Source organism: Pseudescherichia sp., from assembly GCF_031998825.1.
Classification (GTDB): Bacteria; Pseudomonadota; Gammaproteobacteria; order Enterobacterales; family Enterobacteriaceae; genus Pseudescherichia.
The window spans coordinates 20,016-38,792 of the sequence record NZ_DAMACX010000014.1 but is presented as its reverse complement, the minus strand read 5'-3'; the positions used below and the strand labels follow the sequence as shown (position 1 = coordinate 38,792).

Genomic DNA, 18,777 nt, shown 5'->3' with positions numbered 1-18,777 from the left:
TTTTATCTTTTGGGAATAGATATTTTGAAATGTTAATAGCGTATGCCCGGCAGTCGTATGCCACCGGGCGGGGGATTACTGCGCCAGCGAGCGGGAGAGGATATCCAGCGCACGGCGGAACTGCGCGTCGGGAATGGTAAGCGGATAGAGGAAGCGAATGACGTTGCCGTAGACGCCGCAGCTGAGCAGCAGCAGGCCCGCCTCCAGCGCGTGGGCCTGCACCTTCTGGGTAAAGGCTGGCGACGGCTCACCGCTCTGCGGATCGCTAAACTCCACGGCGACCATCGAACCCAGGGCACGCACGTCGGCAATATACGGGCAGGCGGCCTTCGCCTTGTTCAGCTCCGCCACCAGCGTTTCCCCCAGCATGCGGGAGCGCTCGCAAAGCTGCTCTTCTTCAATGACCTCCAGCACCGCCAGCGCGGAGGCGATCGCCAGCGGGTTACCGGCGTAGGTACCGCCCAAGCCACCCGGCGCGGGGGCATCCATCACCTCGGCACGACCGGAGACCGCCGACAGGGGCAGGCCGCCCGCGAGACTTTTCGCCATGGTGATCAGATCCGGCTTGACGCTGTAGTGCTCCATCGCAAAGAGTTTGCCGGTGCGGGCATAGCCGCTCTGAACCTCATCAGCGATGAGCAGAATGCCGTGCTGGTCGCAGAGCTTACGCACGCCCTGCATAAAGTCGTCGGGCGCGATGACAAAGCCGCCCTCCCCCTGCACTGGCTCCAGCAGGATAGCCGCCACCTGGTCCGGGGCGATATCGGCTTTAAAGATGCGCTCCAGGCTCTTCAGCGCATCCTGGGTTGAGACGTCATGTACCGCATTCGGATACTGAGCATGAAAGATCGAACCGGGGAAAGGGCCAAAGCCAATTTTGTAGGGGGCGACTTTACCGGTGAGAGCCATCGTCATCGAGGTGCGGCCATGAAAGCCACCGCCGAAGGCGATGACGCCAGGGCGTTTGGTATAGGCGCGGGCGATTTTAATGGCGTTCTCTACCGCTTCCGCACCGGTAGAGAAGAAGGCAGTTTTTGCTGGCCCCTCGATCGGTACGCGGGCGTTGATCTTCTCCGCCAGCGTCACGTAGCTCTCGTAGGGCACCACCTGATAGGCCGTATGGGTAAAAGCGTGGAGCTGTTTCTCCACCGCCGCCACAACCTTCGGGTGGCGATGACCGGTATTCAGCACCGCGATCCCGGCGGCGAAGTCGATCACCTCGTTGCCCTCTATATCCCACAGCGTGGCGTTCTCCGCTCTGTCGGCGAAGAAGTTACACATGACGCCGATGCCGCGCGGCGTCGCCTGCAAGCGGCGTTTGTTTAGTTCGTTATTTTTCACCCTGTCCCCCTGAGAAATACCCATGCGTAGCGCATCTGTAAGTGTTTGCCAGGGGCTAAAAATTCGCCAGAGCGGACGCTAAAAAAACAAAACCCCCGGACTCTCATCCAGGGGTTTAGCAGGTGACTTCGCGGAGGTTACGCTTCGATTGCCGCGCGCAGTTTTTTCATCGCGTTCTTTTCCAGCTGACGCACGCGTTCGGCAGAGACGCCGTACTGGTCAGCCAGCTCCTGCAGCGTGGACTTGTTGTCTTCGTCCAGCCAGCGGGCGCGAATGATCGCCTGGCTACGCTCGTCAAGACCCTGCATCGCATCGGTTAGGCGGTTTGCCGCCTGCTCTTCCCAGTTATCGTCTTCAATGCCGTCGGCAAAGTTAGACGACTTATCCTGCAGATAGAGCACCGGTGCCATCGGCTGGCTATCGGACTCGTCGTCGGAGGACATATCGAAGGTCATGTCCTGCGCCGCCATACGAGACTCCATCTCGCGCACGTCTTTACTGGAGACGCCCAGCTCGCGTGCCACCATTTCGACTTCGTCCTGGTTGAACCAGCCCAGACGCTGCTTGGTTTTACGCAGGTTAAAGAACAGTTTACGCTGCGCTTTCGTGGTGGCGACCTTCACGATACGCCAGTTACGCAGCACGTATTCATGGATTTCGGCTTTGATCCAGTGCACCGCGAACGAGACCAGACGCACGCCCACTTCTGGATTGAAGCGGCGCACGGCCTTCATCAGACCGATGTTACCTTCCTGGATCAGGTCCGCCTGCGGCAGGCCATAGCCCGAGTAGTTACGAGCAATATGAACAACAAAGCGCAGGTGAGACAGGATCAGCGTTTTAGCTGCTTCCAGATCGCCCTGGTAATGCAGCTTTTCAGCCAGCGCCCGCTCTTCATCAGCCGTTAACATCGGCCAAGCGTTAGCGGCCCGGATGTAAGACTCCAGGTTACCAACAGGGGCTAAAGCTAAAGTTTGCATTTCTTTGGTCATTCAAATCCTCTCAATAGACTTCTTACTGGCGGCGGTTTGTCCCTTCTCTCTTTTCAGGAACAGGCAACAAACATGCCAGTGATTGTGAGCAACGAGAATATCATCCACATTTTTATCAGACAGTGATTTTATCCACAAGTTCAATGCCATCTTGTGAATAGATTACGCACAAATTGTGACACTTCATTGATAAAAACAGACGCAGGGGAGAAGAGATAACAGGGACTCTTTCCCTGCAAGACATCAAGTGCAGGGAAAGAGTATATCAAAAAATCGCTTAGTCAGGCGTAAAGTGACGTAAATGTTGTACCGTCGCCAGCCAGGCGGCCAGCCAGCCGATCATCGAGCAGACCAGCAGCAGCAACAGGCACTCATCAAACGACAGACCGTCGAGGTTAAACTGGGTACCAAACACCTTCGCTACGTCGGTCACGGCAGCGGAAAGCCGCATCACCAGCACCTCGGAGAGGATCAGCGACATCAGCGCCCCGCTAAAGCCCAACAGTGCTCCGCCATAGAGGAACGGGCGCAGAATGAAGCCGTCGGTCGCGCCAATCAGCTTCTGCACGTTGATCGTGTCGCGGCGGGAGAAGATGCTCAAACGCACGCTGTTGCCGATCACCAGGAACACGGCGGCTACCATCAGAACGCCGATCATTGCCGACACACGGCCGACCAGCCCGGTCAGCGCCGTCAGGCGGGCAAACCAGCTGTCGTCCATGCGCACTTCGTCGATACCGTTGATACGGGTAATACGATCCCGCAGCGTATTCAGCGACTCGGTGCTCTGGAAATCAAGCTTGGGCACTACCACCGCTACGGCAGGCAGCGGGTTCTCTTCGAGCATATCCAGTGCGCCGCCAAACCCGGACCAGTTACGGAACTCACCAAGGGCATCCTCGCGGGAGAGATAGTTGACCTTCTCTACCCCCTGCTCCGACTGTAGCTGGCCCACCACCTGCTGCGCGGCGTTATCATCCAGCGCCTTATCAAGGTAGACGGTGATCTGCGGCGACGGATAGTACTGGGTCGCCGCCTGGTTGACGTTCTTATAGACCATGTAACAGACGCTGGGCAGCGTGAGGGAGATAGCAATCACCATCACCGTCAGGAAGGTCGCCAGCGGCTTGCTCTTGAGATCCTGAAGCGCGCCGCTAAACGCGTAGCGCATCTGCTCATTGAAGACGTTACTCTTCCGCGAGCCGGGCTTAGGCGGCGTCTTGCTGCGTCCGGATGGGGGACGATTGCCGCCCGCGCCTGCGCCAGGCTTGCGGAAGCGATCGAACCTGCCGCCAAACTGGCGGATTTGATTTACTGCGTCGCGTTTATTCACCCGTCAGGCCTCCATGCAAATGGCCGTCGCTCAGGCTCAACGTCCGATATGAACGACGGGAAATCAGTCCGATGTCGTGCGTCGCCATCAGAACGGTGACCCCGACGCGGTTAAACTCCTCGAACAGGCGCAGAATGCCTTCCGAAAGTGCCTCATCAAGGTTACCGGTCGGTTCATCCGCCAGCAGCACCGCCGGCTTGTTGACCACGGCGCGGGCGATACCCACGCGCTGCTGCTCACCGCCGGAGAGTTGAATCGGAAAATTTTTCGCTTTGTCCAGCAGCCCGACCTTATCCAGCGCCGCAGAGACACGGCGACGAATATCATCCCCGCTGGCCCCGGCAATAATCAGTGGGATAGCCACGTTGTCGTAAACCGTACGGTCCATCAACAGATGGTGATCCTGGAAAATCATGCCGATCTGCCGACGCAGAAACGGCACTTCGCGATTCTTCAGGCGGCTAATATCATGGCCGCCAAAGAAGATTTTCCCGGCGCTTGGCCGCTCAATACCACAGATTAGCTTGAGCAGCGTACTTTTCCCTGCGCCAGAGTGGCCGGTCAGAAATGCCATCTCGCCCTGCTGCAGGTGAAAGGTCACCCCCTGCAGCGCTTGTCTCCCACCGAGATAGGCCTTGCTGACGTGTTCAAAGCGAATCATTGTTAATCCTCTCGGGCAAAAAGTGCCTCTATAAAATCGCCCGCATTAAACGGACGCAAGTCCTCTATACGCTCGCCAGTCCCGATATACCGGATAGGGATCCCGAACTGGTCGGCGACGGAGAAGATCACCCCACCCTTCGCCGTACCATCCAGCTTGGTCAGAGTGATCCCCGTCAGGCCTACCGCCTCGTTAAACAGACGGGTCTGGCTTACTGCATTCTGCCCGGTGCTGGCGTCAATGGTCAGCATCACTTCATGCGGCGCGTCGACGTCCAGCTTTTTCATTACGCGGACAATCTTTTTCAGCTCTTCCATCAGGTGCGCTTTATTCTGCAAGCGCCCGGCGGTATCGGCGATTAGCACGTCGATGCCGCGTGATTTCGCTGCCTGGATGGCGTCAAAAATCACCGAGGCGGAGTCCGCACCGGTGTGCTGGGCAATCACCGGGATATTGTTGCGCTGGCCCCACACCTGAAGCTGCTCAACCGCCGCCGCACGGAAGGTATCCCCTGCCGCCAGCATCACCGATTTACCCTGCTGTTCAAACTGACGGGCCAGCTTGCCGATAGTCGTGGTTTTACCCACGCCGTTGACGCCCACCATCAGGATAACAAACGGCGTTTTGCCTTCAATATTAAGCGGCGCATCAACTTTTGCGAGAATATCACCCATCTCCGCCTTCAGCAGGCCGTAAAGCGCTTCGGCATCGTGCAGCTGTTTGCGGCTGGCGCTCTCGGTCAGCGTGGCGATAATTTTGCGCGTCGTCTCAACGCCAACGTCCGCCACCAGCAGCTGCTCTTCCAGCTCCTCGAACAGATCATCATCGATTTTTTTGCCGCGGAAAAGAGTGATAAATCCGGAACCGAGATTCTCTTTCGTTTTCAGCAGGCTGCGTTTCAGGCGCGCAAAGAAACCCTCTTTGGTGGGTTTTTCCTGCTCCAGAGGCGCGACCGCTACAGGCTCCTCCTCGAGGGCGATCTCCTCTTCCGCAGGAGCAGAGAGCGCGGCGGCCTCCAGCTCCTCGTCGGTGATCTCACGCTGGTCCTCTTCGGTTAACCACTCTTCCGGCTCCGGCTCGATAAGAGCGACCTCTTCCGTCTGCGGCAGCTCTTCCGGTTCAATGTACACCGGCGGCTGAGCATGCAGAGGTGCCGCTGGCTCCGCTTGAATGTCTTCTGGAGCCTTTTCCGCAACGGTCTCCTGAACCTCTTTATGAATCTCTTCCTGGGCAGCAACCTGCTCCGTCACCTCGACGACGTCGGCGGCAAAGGCTTCTGATTCGGCTTCGCTATGCGGGGCATGCTCCGCCTTCGCTTCTGCTTCCGTTTCCGCTTCTTTTTCAGTGACAACCGCCGCCTGCTGCTGGATCTGCTCTTCCGGCTGCTGCTCAACCTGCTGCTCTGGCTCCGCCTGCTGCGGCTCCTCTTTCGGGCCTAAGCCCAGCCAGGAGAGGAAACCCCGTTTTTTCTCTTTTGCCATTTGCGACTACACTCCTCGCGGTTAATTCATGGCACAGCCCGTATTGTCCTAAAGATAGTCGCAAACAGGGACTGAAAATGGTGTAAGTAATTCGTTAGTCTAACACTTTCCTGATTCTACAGCACCGCCTGCGGATTAAGGTTTCGTCCGGCGTCGCCCGCCGCTAAAATGGCGGCCTAAAAATTGTGACCAGAGCCAGCATTATGAAAAAACCCAACCGAGCCGCCAGCGGCCAGATACGCATCATTGGCGGCCAGTGGCGCGGCCGAAAACTCCCGGTGCCGGACAGCCCTGGCCTGCGACCAACGACGGATCGCGTCAGGGAGACCCTGTTTAACTGGCTGGCCCCCTCAATGGTAGACGCGCGCTGCCTCGACTGCTTCGCTGGCAGCGGTGCGCTGGGCCTGGAGGCGCTGTCGCGCTATGCCGCCTCTGCGACGCTGGTAGAGATGGAGCGCGGCGTGGCCCGCCAGCTGCAACAGAACCTGGCGACGCTGAACGCCGCCCAGGGCAAGGTGGTTAATGACAATACCCTCGCGTTCCTTACCCAGAACGGGACCCCGCATGATATCGTCTTTGTCGATCCGCCGTTCCGTAAAGGCCTGCTTGATGAGACGTTGCGGCTGCTGGAAAATAACGGCTGGCTGGCGGATGACGCGCTAATCTATGTAGAGAGCGAAGTGGAAAATGGGCTGCCGCCCGTGCCAACGCACTGGGATTTGCACCGTGAAAAGATAGCCGGTCAGGTAGCCTACCGCCTCTATCACCGACAAGTACCTCAATCATCAATAAGTACAGGGAGCGTAACATGCTGATTAATCTGGGCCGGGTTCTGATGCTGTGCGTCTGGGCGTTTCTGATCCTCAACCTGATCCATCCCTTCCCGCGTCCGCTGAATATCTTTGTCAACGTGGCGCTGGTTTTCACCGCCTTTATGCATGCCCTGCAGATGGTAATGATGAAAACCGCCCTGCCAAAGGATGGCCCGCAGATGACCGCCGCCGAGCAGTGGCGCATCTTCCTGTTTGGCGTCTTTGAGCTGCTGGTGTGGCAGAAAAGGCTTAAGCAGAATCTTCAGCAGAAGAAGTAATCGCGCGGGCCAGCATTGTCATCTGCCCGCAACGGCCACTACACTGAATAGCAAGGGTGTGGGCGTAAAGCCCACGAGACAGTAACAAATTCAAGGAATTAAGATGCTCTGGTCGTTTATCGCCGTCTGTTTTTCCGCCTGGCTTTATGTGGATGCCTCCTATCGCGGGCCAGCCTGGCAACGCTGGGTCTTTAAACCCGTCACGCTGCTGCTGCTGTTACTGCTGGCCTGGCAGGCACCGATGTTTAACGCCGTCAGCTATCTGGTGCTGGCGGGTCTGTGCGCCACCCTGGTGGGCGATGCACTGACCCTGCTGCCGCGCCAGCAGCTGCTCTACGCCATTGGGGCGTTCTTCCTCGCCCATCTGCTCTACACCATCTACTTCGCCAGCCAGATGACCCTCAGCTTCTTCTGGCCGCTGCCGCTGGTGCTGCTGGTGATTGGCGTCCTGTTGATCGCTACCGTCTGGACGCGCCTTGAGGAGCTGCGCTGGCCCATCTGTACCTTTATCGCTATGACGCTGGTGATGGTCTGGCTGGCAGGCGAGCTGTGGTTCTTCCGTCCTACCAGCCCGGCGCTGTCGGCATTTGTCGGTGCAGCCCTGCTGCTGCTGAGTAATATCGTCTGGCTGGGCAGTCACTATCGCCGCCGCTTCCGGGCAGACAGCGCTATCTCCAGCGCCTGCTATTTTGCTGGCCACTTCCTGATTGTTCGCTCTCTCTATCTATAACGCTTGACTCTGGAGTCGACTCCAGAGTGTATCCTCCGGTTAATGAGAAAATTATCATTGACCGGAGGACATCATGTCTATCCCTGAAAAGCCCAAAAAAGCGCCGCAGTTTACGGCATTTAAGCCCGCCCCTGCACCGGTCCAGGAGGATTGCTGCTGCACGGAAGAGTGTGAGACGCAGCGCGCTGCCCCCCTGCCAGATAGCGGTAGCCGTTACAGCTGGATCGTTAACGGTATGGACTGCGCCGCCTGCGCGCGCAAAGTAGAGAACGCGGTTAGACAGGTTGCCGGGGTTGAGCAGGTTCAGGTGATTTTCGCCACCGAGAAGCTGCTGATCAACGCCTCGGGCAACGTCAGCGCTCAGGTCGAGACGGCGGTTAAAAATGCCGGTTACACCCTGCGCAGCGAGACGGCCCCGGCGGAGAAAACGTCCTTCCTGCAGGAAAACCTGCCGCTCATTACGCTGATTATCATGATGGCGCTAAGCTGGGCGCTGGAGCAGGTCAACCACCCGTTCGGTAATCTGGCCTTTGTCGCCACCACCCTTGTTGGTCTCTACCCTATCGCCCGTCAGGCGCTGCGCCTGATGAGAAGCGGCAGCTGGTTTGCTATTGAGACGCTGATGAGCGTGGCGGCTATCGGGGCGCTGTTCATCGGCGCAACGGCAGAGGCAGCGATGGTGCTGCTGCTGTTTTTAATCGGCGAGCGTCTTGAAGGCTGGGCCGCCAGCCGGGCGCGGAAGGGAGTCAGCGCCCTGATGGCGCTTAAACCGGAGACCGCCACTCTGCTGGTCGACGGTGAGCGTAAAACGGTAGCGATAGAGACGCTGCGACCGGGGGACGTGATTGAAGTCGCTGCTGGAGGGCGTTTGCCCGCCGACGGGGCGCTGCTTACTGCCGCCGCTGGCTTTGATGAGAGCGCCCTTACCGGCGAATCGATCCCGGTGGAGCGAACCGCAGGGGAGAAAGTGCCTGCCGGGGCCACCAGCGTGGATCGTCTGGTCCAGCTCAAGGTGCTTTCAGAGCCGGGCGACAGCGCTATCGACCGCATCCTCAGGTTGATCGAGGAGGCCGAGGAGCGCCGCGCGCCCGTGGAGCGCTTTATCGATCGCTTCAGCCGGATCTATACCCCCATCATTATGCTCATCGCCCTGCTGGTTGCCGTTGTGCCTCCGCTGCTTTTCAGCGCCCCGTGGGAAGGCTGGATCTACAAGGGGTTGACGCTGCTGCTCATCGGCTGTCCGTGCGCGCTGGTGATCTCCACCCCAGCGGCGATCGCTTCCGGGCTGGCGGCAGCGGCCCGCAGGGGCGCGTTGATTAAAGGCGGCGCGGCGCTGGAGCAGCTCGGACGCGTGCGCCATATTGCCTTCGATAAAACCGGCACCCTGACGCTGGGTAAACCGCAGGTTACCGGGGTTTATCCTCATGCAACCACTGAGAACGAACTGCTTACGCTGGCCGCCGCGGTTGAGCAGGGTTCGACCCACCCGCTGGCGCAGGCGATTGTGCGGGAAGCCCACTCTCGTGGGCTGGTGATCCCGGCCGCTACGGCGCAGCGTGCGCTGGTGGGATCGGGTATTGAGGCCGACGTCGCGGGCAAAAAGGCGCTGATCTGCGCGGCGGATACGTTTCCTGCCAGCGAATATTGCGCGCGCATCCACGAGCTGGAAGCCGCCGGGCAGACGGTGGTGGTTATTACTGAAGAGGGCGCGTTAAAAGGCCTGCTGGCGCTGCGGGACACGCTGCGTGACGATGCCAAAGAAGCCGTTGCCGCCCTGCATCGGCTGGGCGTGCAGGGGACGATCCTGACGGGCGATAACCCGCGTGCAGCAGCGGCGGTAGCTGACGAGCTGGGGCTTGAGTTTAAAGCGGGGCTGCTGCCAGCAGATAAGGTGGCGGCGGTAACCGCATTGAATGCGCACACCCCGCTGGCAATGGTCGGGGACGGTATTAACGATGCTCCGGCAATGAAGGCAGCGACCATCGGTATTGCGATGGGCAGCGGCACCGACGTGGCGCTGGAGACCGCCGACGCGGCGCTGACTCACAGCAGGCTAAGCGGGCTGGCAGAGATGATTACCCTGGCACGGGCAACGCACGCCAACATTCGGCAGAACATTGCTATTGCGCTGGGGCTGAAGGCGGTGTTCCTGGTGACCACCCTGCTGGGGATCACCGGACTTTGGCTGGCGGTGCTCGCCGACACCGGCGCAACGGTGCTGGTGACGGCGAACGCAGTGCGTTTGTTACGCCGCCGATAAAACGCCGGGTGGCGGCTTCGCCTGACCCGGCCTACGGTTTTGTAGGCCCGGCAAGCGGAGCGCCGCCGGGCGTAACGTCTACTGCATTCCTAACAATCTCGGTAGCCAGAGCGAGATGGCCGGAATATAGGTCACCATGCCTAACACGACCAGCAGTATCGCGTAGAAGGGCAGCATTGCCTTTACTACCGTTTCGATCTTCTGCTTGCTCACCGCACTGGCGACAAACAGCACCGATCCTACCGGCGGCGTGATCAGCCCGATCCCGAGGTTAACCATCATGATCATGCCGAAGTGCACCGGATCGATCCCTAATGAGTTAGTTACCGGCAGCAGCACCGGGGTCAGGATCAGGATGATCGGGGCCATATCCATCAGGGTGCCAATCAGCAGCAGCATGATGTTGAGGTAGATCAGGATGACGTACTTGTTATCCGATAGCGAGGTGAAGAACTCGGTGATACGCATCGGCAACTGCATGTAGGTCATCACCGCGCCGAACGCCGCGGCAAAGCCAATCAGGATCATCACGATGGTGACGGTCTTCACCGTGCGGCACATCAGCTTCGGCAGCTCGTTCCACTTGTAGTCGCGGTAGATAAACATGGTCACGAAAAACGCCCACAGGCAGGCGACCGCCGCCGACTCGGTAGCGGTAAAGATCCCCGACAGAATGCCGCCGAGAATGATCACCACCGTCATCAGCCCCCACGTGGCATCCAACAGGATTTTCAAAGCCTGCTTAAACGGGATCCGCTCTCCTTTCGGGTAGCCGCGTTTGCGGGCAAACCCCAGGCAGAGCACCATCAGGCTTACACCAAGCAGCAGACCCGGCAGCACGCCAGCAATAAACAGGGTGGCGATAGAGACCGTGCCCCCCGCCGCCAGAGAGTAGATCACCGAGTTATGGCTGGGCGGGATGAGAATGGCCTGCACCGAGCCGCTGGCGGTCACCGCCGCCGCGTACTCACGCGGATAGCCCTTCTTCTCCATCTCCGGGATCATCACGCTGCCGATAGAGGCCGTGTCCGCCACCGACGAGCCGGAGATCGCGCCGAAAAAGGTCGAGGCGACGATATTCACCAGCGACAGGCCGCCGCGAATAAAGCCAACAAAGACGTAGGCAAAGTTAACCAGCCGCCGGGCAATGCCCCCTTCCGCCATGATCGCGCCCGCCAGGATAAAGAACGGGATCGCCAGCAGGGTAAACTTGTTCACTCCGCTGGTGATCTGGATCATCAGCGCCTCAAGAGGCAGATCGATCCACAGCGCACCCGCGACGGCGCTTAATCCGACGGCGAAGGCCACCGGCATCCCCAGCGCCAGCAAGATGGCGAGGGTGAATAACAAAACAAACGCATCCATCTTTCACCCCTTAACCATGGTTACCGATCAGCACGACCGCACGATTTTCCTGCGAGCCAAACAGTAGGCGCTCAAGGACAAACAGGATCAGAATCGCCGACCCCAGCGGCAGCGGCAGATAGCTCTCCCCTGAAGTCAGAATGGGAAACTCGGCGACCGGCTGCTCCCACAGCTCAACGCACAGCAGGTAGCTGTACCAGAACATCAGCAGTGAGATCCCCAGCATCAGCAGATCCACCAGCCTGGCGCAGAGCGTTTTGAGCGACTCGGGCAGCCGATCGGTGAGCATGTTCACCGCGATATGCGACCCGGCGCGGTAGCTCACCGCGGCCCCGATAAAGGTAAAGGTCACCATGCAGATGATGGCGATCGGCTCCGGCCAGGACTCGCCGCGGTTAAGTACGTAGCGCGAGAAGATACCAATGGGGATCACAATGGTCATCACCAGCAGCGACAGGCCCGCCACGGCCATGGCGAGCAGGTACAGACGGTCCATCCACTTCAGGTAGAGTTGGGACATACGTCCTCCACAAAACAGATCAGATTTACTGGACGTCAGCGATGGCTTTCATCAGATCCTGATGCTTATCGCCATACTGGGCGCGCACCGGCTCCGTCGCTTTGATAAAGACCGTTTTGTCGATTTCATGGAACTGAACCCCGCCCGCCTTCATCTTGTCGAGCGCCTGCTGGTTATAGGCATCCCACAGTTTGCGCTGCTCAAACTGCGCTTCGCGAGCGAGGGTGAGGATCTTCTGCTGCTCGTCAGCGCTGAGCTTGTCCCACTTCACTTTGGAGTAGAGCAGCATCTCTGGGGTGATAAAGTGACCGCTGAGGGTGTAGTTTTTTGCCACCGGCATGTAGTTGTGGGCGACAAAGGTCGGCGGGTTGTTCTCTGCGCCGTCGATGACGCCGGTCTGCATCCCGCTGTAGACCTCGCTGACGCCCATCGCTACCGAGTTGGCACCCATATCTTTCAGCGTCGCCAGCGCGACCGGGCTACCCTGCACGCGGATCTTCTTCCCTTTCAGATCTTCCGGCTTGACGATGGGATCTTTGGTGATCAGGTTACGGGTGCCGGAGTCCATCCAGCCGAGGAACACCAGGCGAGATTTCGGATTGGCGGTGAGCTTGTCACCAATGCTTTTACCGATATCGCCATCGATGATCTTGTGCATGTGGTCTTCATCGCGGAAGACGTAGGGCAGCGTAAAGACTTCGATATCCGGCAGGATCGCCGCCACCGGTGCCATGGAGACGCGGATCATGTCGATAGCGCCCATCTGCGCCTGCTCAATCATCTGCTTTTCATCCCCGAGCACGCCGCCGGGGAAGACTTTAATCTCCAGCTTGCCGTCGGTTTGCTGTTTCAGTTTTTCGCCCATATGCTCCACGGCCACCACGTTGGGATAACCCTGCGGGTGGACGTCGGCAGCCTTAATGGTTTGAGCAGCAACAGAGGAGGCAAAGGCAGAGAGGCACAGAGCGGCTAACAACGGCTTAAGGGTCGTTTTCATTGAGTCAACTCCAGGGTAGTGAGGTAAGCGCCAGGACAGCGTTCTAATTTTTACGCTTAAAAACTACACTACGTCTGGAGAAGCAGAGGTGAAGCGGTTCACAAAAGTAATAAGATTGTGAAACGATGGTTCAATTATGTGACAACGGTAGTCCGAATAGCCGTTGAGCTACGCAAAACAAACTCTGCTGGCAGGATGCGGCTCCCCGGTAGCTTACCCGGCGACGCTGCCAGCACCTTTGCTACCGCCTCTTTCCCCTGGGCATCCAGATCCAGACGCACAGTGGTCAGAGAGGGGATAAAGAACGCGCTTTCGTAGCTGTCATCGTAACCCACTACCGACACCTGCTCAGGTACGGCAATCCGTGCCTGATGCAAGGCGCTCAGCGCTCCCAGTGCCATCTGGTCGTTACCTGCCAGCAGCGCGGTAAACGTTTTTTTCTCAGTAAGCAGCGTCTGCACGCCAGCAAATCCGCTCGGCGCGTCCCATGAGCCGAAAATGACCGAGCAAGGCGTCAGGCCACACTCGTTAAGGCTATCCAACCAGCTGGCTAAACGCAGCTGGGCCGATACGGCATGCTGTGGGCCAGGCATCAGCGCAATATGCCGGTGTCCCAACTCATAAAGCTGTTTTACGCTCTCCCGGGTACCGTTTGTCGGATCGAAGATAACGTGAAAAACGTCGCTATCAGGTGCAACGTCGAGAAACAGGCAGGTAACGTCCTCATTCTGCCGGGCTACTGCCTCAGCGACAGCCCTTTCCAGCGGCACGTTGATAATGATTTTGTCGACCAACTGCGACTTAAAATCATTAATCGATTGCTGGATGGCAGTGGTATCGCTTTCATCGATCATTGAGATAAGAACCTGATAGCCAGCGTCGCGAGCATGTTTTTTTACCGAGGCGGCAATTTGCGAAGGCGCATGAAGAGCAAGCGAGGTAGTAACCAGCCCGAGAGTTTGTGCATGTTTTCCTACCAGCTGTTGGGCGAGACGGTTCGGCACATAGCGCAGCTCTTCAATCGCTTTTTCGACGCGGATACGCGTCTTTTCGGCAACATTAACGGACTTATTTAATACTCTGGATACGGTCTGATAAGAGACACCCGCATGGCGAGCAACATCTTCCAGGGTCGCATTTTTGCTCTTATTCACCCTTTTTCCTTTCTCAGCTACGTCTCAACTGCACCCCTTTATCATAACAAAATGTCTTACGTTCACATGGCTATTTTTTGCGATCCTGTTCACCTTTCGCCACAAGAAAAAAGGCTGTTATGTGATAACGGTTACATTTCGCAGCGGTGAACGTTGTGCAAAAGATTTGTCAGGTATTGTATGTAAACCATGGATGTGAACGTCATACATTTTTGACGAGGCCGTTCACTCCAGTCAGACACTCTCCAAAGAACGCTATTCGCTGCAGCCCAGGCGAAGCACTAACTTCTGTTCCTTGATAAGGAAAAAAGAGATGGTTACCGGCAAAAGGAACTACATACTGTTAAGTATTTTCGACTTTCTCTATCTGTTTGCCTGGTCGGCAACGATGGCTTTTTTTGTTATCTGGACCACTCAACACTTAGGCATTAGCGCAACAAAAACCGGTTGGCTCTATGCCATCAACGCCTTTATTGCCCTAACGATGCAGCCGTTCTTTGGTTATATTTCTGACAAATTTGGCACCAAAAAATCGCTTATTTTCCTGATCGTTGCCCTGTTGTTGCCAATTGGGCCATTCTTTATTTACGTCTATGCTCCGCTGCTGGTGAGCACCTTCTGGTTGGGGGCGATTCTCGGCGGTATCTATCTGGGGATTATCTTTAACTCGGGCTGCGGCGTTATCGACTCTTATATTGATAAAATCTCCCGCCGCTACGCCTTTGAATATGGCCGGGTCAGAATGTGGGGATCGCTGGGCTGGGCCGCGGCGGCCTATATTGTGGGTCGCAATATCAACGATAACCCTAACCTCTCTTTCTGGCTGGCCAGCGCGGCTATCGTCTTAGCCGCCGTCTGCTTTATGCTGACCAAAATAGAGGTCACGGTTGAAGAGGAGAAGATGACCTCCTCCCTGAAGGCGGGACATGTCTTCGAGCTGGCAAAAAATCGTCAGTTCTGGATGCTGATTATCTTCACGCTGTTCGTCACGCAAATCTACGATACCTATGACCAGCAGTTCGCCCAGTACTTTTCCCTGCAATTCTCCAGCGTGGACGTCGGGAATAAGTGGTACGGCACCCTCGCCTCGGTGCAGGTCTGTTTTGAAACGCTGTTTTTGGGGCTGATGCCGTGGTTTGTAAACCGCGTAGGAGCAAAATGGGCGCTGGTGATTGCCGGGACGATTATGTCGGTACGTATTCTTGGCTCTGCCGTACCTCTCGGCCCGGTATGGATTGCCACGGTAAAAATGATGCACGCCATCGAGAAGCCGCTCATTCTCATCGCCGTATTTAAGTTTATTGCGCAGAATTTCGATCACAAGCTCTCATCGACTATCTATCTGCTGGTGCTGTTTGCCGCGTCCATCGCCACTACGGTCTACTCACCCGCTGTCGGCTATCTGTACGACACCATTGGCTTCGCCAACGCCTACATCATTCTTGGCATCATTTCAGGCCTGTTCACGCTCTTCTCCGTGTTCTCTTTACATAACCGGAAAGGCCAGGCCATCAATCTTTCTCAGGAGAGAGAGTCTTTAGCTTAACGGAGGCGGTCATGCGCAACTTATTCCCAACGCTGGGTTTTTTACACGGTGCCGATTACAACCCCGATCAGTGGTTGCATCAGCCAGGCATTATCGAGCAGGACATTGCGATGATGAAAGAGGCCCGGTGCAACGTCATGTCGGTCGGCATATTCAGCTGGTCAAGCCTGGAGCCTGAAGAGGGGCACTACCAGTTTGGTTGGCTGGATAACGTGCTCGATAAGCTTTATGCCAACGGCATCTCTGTTTTTCTGGCGACCCCCAGCGGAGCAAGGCCAGCGTGGGTGTCAGAAAAATATCCAGAGGTGTTAAGAACCAACAGCGATCGCACCCGGAATCTGCACGGCGAGCGGCATAATCACTGCTACTCCTCCCCCGCCTATCTCCGCCTGACGGGAAAGATAAACGCGCAGCTGGCCAGACGCTATGCCAATCATCCGGCGGTGCTGGCCTGGCATATCTCCAATGAATATGGTGGGGAGTGCCACTGCGAGATCTGCCAGGAAAACTTTCGTGGCTGGCTGAAGGAGAAATATCAGAGCCTGGAGAACCTGAACCAGCGCTGGTGGAGCACCTTCTGGAGCCACGAATATACCAGCTGGAGCCAGATCCACTCCCCGGGGCCGCTGGGGGAGCAGTCGGTTCATGCCCTGAATCTTGACTGGCGGCGCTTCGTCACTGAGCAGGTGGCGCTCTTCTGCCGCCATGAGATAGAGGCCGTAAAACCCTTTAACCCGGCGCTACCGGCGACAACGAATTTTCACGGCGCGTTTTATGATTACGATTACTGGCGCCTGGCGCAGGAGATCGATTTTGTCTCCTGGGATAGCTACCCGGAGTGGCATCAGACCCGGGATCAGCAGGCGCTCGCCTCTTACACCGCGTTTACATTTGACCTGATGAGAAGCCTGAAGCCCGGCCTGCCGTTTTTGCTGATGGAGTCAACGCCGGGCACTACCAACTGGCAGCCGATCAGCAAGCTGAAAAAACCGGGGATGCATCTGCTTTCGGCCCTGCAGGCGGTGGCGCATGGTTCCGGCTCGGTGCAGTATTTTCAGTGGCGTAAAAGCCGCGGCTCCAGCGAGAAGCTGCACGGTGCGGTGGTCGATCATGTTGGACACCTCAACACGCGGGTAGGGCAGGATGTCAAACAGGTTGGCACTGCGCTTGAGAAGCTGGCCGATGCAGCAGGGAGCGATTATCGGGCCGAGGTGGCGATTGTTTACGACTGGGATAACCGCTGGGCGGTGAACGATTCGGCAGGGCCACGCAACTGCGGCATCAAATTCGAAGAGACCGTGCATAAGCACTACCAGGCGCTATGGCAGCAAAACATTCAGGTCGATATCGTCTCCCAGCGCGTCGACATTAGCCGGTACCGTGTCGTTGTTGCCCCCATGCTCTATATGGTAAACGAGGCGTTTGCCGACCGAGTGAACCAGTTCGTTGCCGCAGGCGGCATTTTTATTGCCACTTACTGGTCAGGGATCGTTAACGAGGACGATCTCTGTTACACCACCGGCTTTCCTGGTCCGCTGCGGGACGTTTTAGGCATCTGGTCAGAAGAGATCGACAGCCTGTACGACGGTGAAACGAACCAGATCCAGATGACGGCGGCATCGTGGGATAAAGCGACCCGCGACTACACCTGCCTTGAACTGTGCGATCTGATCCATACCGAAGGGGCGGAGGTGCTGGGCGTTTATCAGCAGGATTTCTACCAGGGCAGGCCAGCCGTCACCCGCAACCGCTATGGTAAAGGCGAGGCATACTACGTGGCGGCCAGAACCGGAAGCGATTTTCTGACGGACTTCTACCAGCAGATCGCAGACCGGCACGGGCTGTCTGCCTGCACGACCCTGCGTCTGCCGTCCGGGATGGTAGCCACCGTCAGAGAGCAGGATGGCAAGCGGTATATCTTTGTACAGAACTTTAGCGATTGTGCCGTGACGCTCGATCTGACCCAGGAGGCGGGGCCGCTTGAGGCGCTGCTAAATACCGGTGAGCGGCAGGATCAGCGGTACGCGCTGCCCGCCTTTGGCGTCGAGGTCTTTCTGGCGGAGTAAACTAAACGCCGGGCGGCACTGCGTTTGCCCGGCCTACAATGGGTTCATTGCGATCTGTAGGCCCGGTAGGCGTAGCGCCACCGGGCGTCATTACTGCCCTTTACGTAGCAGATAGCGGTAGGGCAGCGCTTCAACCTGCTGGGCCACCAGCTCGTGCTCCATAAAGCGGCAAAAGCCGGGAATATCGCGCGTAGTGGCGGGATCGTCGGCGATAATCAGCAGCGTTTCGCCAGCTTGCATCGTACGCACGGTTTTGCGCACCATCATTACAGGTTCCGGGCAGCGCAGCCCTTTAGCGTCAAGAGTGTGGTCTGGCGTAGAGAAGAGATCGGTCATTTTTAGCTCATTCAGTCGAAAACCGCTGTAGTTTACGCCGCGATTATCGCAAAGCAAACCATGTTAACGATTGCGTGCATTTTAACCATTGCAAAGCGTAGTAAAAGCAGTATGATGCGGCGGATTTTATTGGGTTCCCTCACCCCAACTCACAAAAAGGTCACAATATGACGCAGTTTTCGCAATCGCAGCGCACCAAGGCGCTGTTCTGGCTATCGCTTTTTCACCTGCTGGTGATCACCTCCAGCAACTATCTGGTGCAGCTGCCGATCTCAGTGTTTGGTTTCCATACCACCTGGGGCGCGTTTAGCTTTCCGTTTATCTTCCTCGCCACCGACCTGACCGTGCGTATTTTTGGCGCACCGCTCGCCCGACGGATCATTTTTGCGGTAATGCTTCCGGCTCTGATTATCTCCTATATCGTCTCGTCGCTGTTTTATATGGGCAGCTGGCAGGGCTTTGGCGCGCTGGCACACTTTAACCTGTTCGTTGCCCGCATCGCTGCCGCCAGCTTTATGGCCTACACCCTGGGGCAAATCCTCGACGTGCGCGTTTTTAACCGCCTGCGTCAGAATCGTCGCTGGTGGCTCGCACCAACCGTCTCTACCGTATTCGGTAACGCCAGCGATACCGTCGCCTTCTTCTTTATCGCCTTCTGGCGTAGCCCGGACGCGTTTATGGCCCAGCACTGGACCGAAATCGCGCTGGTGGACTACAGCTTTAAGGTGCTTATCAGCATTCTTTTCTTCCTGCCGATGTATGGCGTGTTGCTCAATATGTGCCTGAAAAGACTGGCAGATAAATCTGAAATTACCGCGTTACCGGTCAGTTAAAGGTACGCTTCTTAACTTGTGATAAGATGGGCCTATGAGCCGTTTTGGCCGTTTATCGAAAGGAAGAAGTCA

The 18,777-nt window shown here is 57.2% G+C and carries 16 protein-coding genes and 1 pseudogene; 7 read left to right on the top strand and 10 right to left on the bottom strand.

Annotated elements, in window-relative coordinates:
* Positions 1-75 precede the first annotated feature (75 nt).
* From RTP97_RS08935 to ftsY, 5 genes are all read right to left on the bottom strand, one after another.
* Entirely contained in the window at positions 76-1,341 is a 1,266-nt protein-coding gene (locus tag RTP97_RS08935) for a 4-aminobutyrate--2-oxoglutarate transaminase (protein WP_312412780.1), read from the bottom strand.
* A gap of 137 nt (positions 1,342-1,478) precedes the next feature.
* The gene (rpoH, locus tag RTP97_RS08930; RefSeq protein WP_103820369.1) at positions 1,479-2,333 is read right to left on the bottom strand and encodes an RNA polymerase sigma factor RpoH; all 855 of its coding nucleotides are present in this window, start codon (positions 2,331-2,333) and stop codon (positions 1,479-1,481) included.
* Positions 2,334-2,610: 277 nt separating this feature from the next.
* Positions 2,611-3,666, bottom strand: a complete 1,056-nt coding sequence (gene ftsX, locus RTP97_RS08925; RefSeq protein ID WP_312412777.1) for a permease-like cell division protein FtsX — start codon at positions 3,664-3,666, stop codon at positions 2,611-2,613.
* Positions 3,659-4,327 carry a cell division ATP-binding protein FtsE gene (ftsE, locus tag RTP97_RS08920; protein ID WP_312211840.1) on the bottom strand — a complete coding sequence of 223 codons (669 nt, stop codon included), beginning with the start codon at positions 4,325-4,327 and terminating at the stop codon, positions 3,659-3,661. The genes ftsX and ftsE overlap by 8 nt, the downstream gene beginning before the upstream one ends.
* 2 nt (positions 4,328-4,329) lie before the next feature.
* Positions 4,330-5,808, bottom strand: a complete 1,479-nt coding sequence (ftsY, locus tag RTP97_RS08915; RefSeq protein WP_312412775.1) for a signal recognition particle-docking protein FtsY — start codon at positions 5,806-5,808, stop codon at positions 4,330-4,332.
* A 203-nt stretch (positions 5,809-6,011) separates the two neighbouring features.
* Here ftsY and rsmD point away from each other — a divergent pair, with 203 nt between their 5' ends.
* The 4 genes from rsmD to zntA all read left to right on the top strand — a co-directional run bounded on the left by rsmD (position 6,012) and on the right by zntA (position 9,888).
* Entirely contained in the window at positions 6,012-6,623 is a 612-nt protein-coding gene (gene rsmD, locus RTP97_RS08910; RefSeq protein WP_312412773.1) for a 16S rRNA (guanine(966)-N(2))-methyltransferase, read from the top strand.
* A complete protein-coding gene (locus RTP97_RS08905; protein WP_312412771.1) occupies positions 6,617-6,898 on the top strand; it encodes a DUF1145 family protein in 282 nt (93 codons plus the stop codon). Before rsmD ends, RTP97_RS08905 begins: the two co-directional genes overlap by 7 nt.
* Positions 6,899-7,001: 103 nt before the next feature.
* Complete coding sequence (locus RTP97_RS08900; RefSeq protein ID WP_312412769.1) at positions 7,002-7,628, top strand: lysoplasmalogenase; 627 nt, start codon at positions 7,002-7,004, stop codon at positions 7,626-7,628.
* 73 nt (positions 7,629-7,701) lie between these two features.
* The gene (gene zntA / locus RTP97_RS08895) at positions 7,702-9,888 is read left to right on the top strand and encodes a Zn(II)/Cd(II)/Pb(II) translocating P-type ATPase ZntA (protein ID WP_312412767.1); all 2,187 of its coding nucleotides are present in this window, start codon (positions 7,702-7,704) and stop codon (positions 9,886-9,888) included.
* Between the two features lie 78 nt (positions 9,889-9,966).
* On the opposite strand, the gene RTP97_RS08890 is transcribed toward zntA, so the two are convergent.
* From RTP97_RS08890 to RTP97_RS08875, 4 genes and pseudogenes are all read right to left on the bottom strand, one after another.
* A complete protein-coding gene (locus RTP97_RS08890; protein WP_312412765.1) occupies positions 9,967-11,253 on the bottom strand; it encodes a TRAP transporter large permease in 1,287 nt (428 codons plus the stop codon).
* A gap of 10 nt (positions 11,254-11,263) precedes the next feature.
* Positions 11,264-11,773 (bottom strand): TRAP transporter small permease, encoded by a 510-nt coding sequence (locus RTP97_RS08885; RefSeq protein ID WP_312412763.1) that lies wholly within the window; start codon positions 11,771-11,773, stop codon positions 11,264-11,266.
* 25 nt (positions 11,774-11,798) lie between these two features.
* On the bottom strand, positions 11,799-12,770 hold the full coding sequence (locus RTP97_RS08880) for a TRAP transporter substrate-binding protein (protein ID WP_312412762.1): 972 nt from the start codon (positions 12,768-12,770) through the stop codon (positions 11,799-11,801).
* Between the two features lie 152 nt (positions 12,771-12,922).
* Positions 12,923-13,924 (bottom strand): annotated as a pseudogene (locus RTP97_RS08875) (LacI family DNA-binding transcriptional regulator); the annotation flags it as partial.
* Between the two features lie 313 nt (positions 13,925-14,237).
* Between RTP97_RS08875 and RTP97_RS08870 the strand changes: the two are divergent.
* Positions 14,238-15,470, top strand: a complete 1,233-nt coding sequence (locus tag RTP97_RS08870) for an oligosaccharide MFS transporter (RefSeq protein ID WP_312412760.1) — start codon at positions 14,238-14,240, stop codon at positions 15,468-15,470.
* 11 nt (positions 15,471-15,481) lie between these two features.
* Entirely contained in the window at positions 15,482-17,536 is a 2,055-nt protein-coding gene (locus tag RTP97_RS08865) for a beta-galactosidase (RefSeq protein WP_312412758.1), read from the top strand.
* A gap of 90 nt (positions 17,537-17,626) precedes the next feature.
* On the opposite strand, the gene tusA is transcribed toward RTP97_RS08865, so the two are convergent.
* Complete coding sequence (tusA, locus tag RTP97_RS08860) at positions 17,627-17,872, bottom strand: sulfurtransferase TusA (RefSeq protein WP_312412756.1); 246 nt, start codon at positions 17,870-17,872, stop codon at positions 17,627-17,629.
* Positions 17,873-18,039: 167 nt separating this feature from the next.
* Here tusA and RTP97_RS08855 point away from each other — a divergent pair, with 167 nt between their 5' ends.
* Entirely contained in the window at positions 18,040-18,705 is a 666-nt protein-coding gene (locus RTP97_RS08855; RefSeq protein WP_312412754.1) for a 7-cyano-7-deazaguanine/7-aminomethyl-7-deazaguanine transporter, read from the top strand.
* Positions 18,706-18,777: the final 72 nt, after the last annotated feature.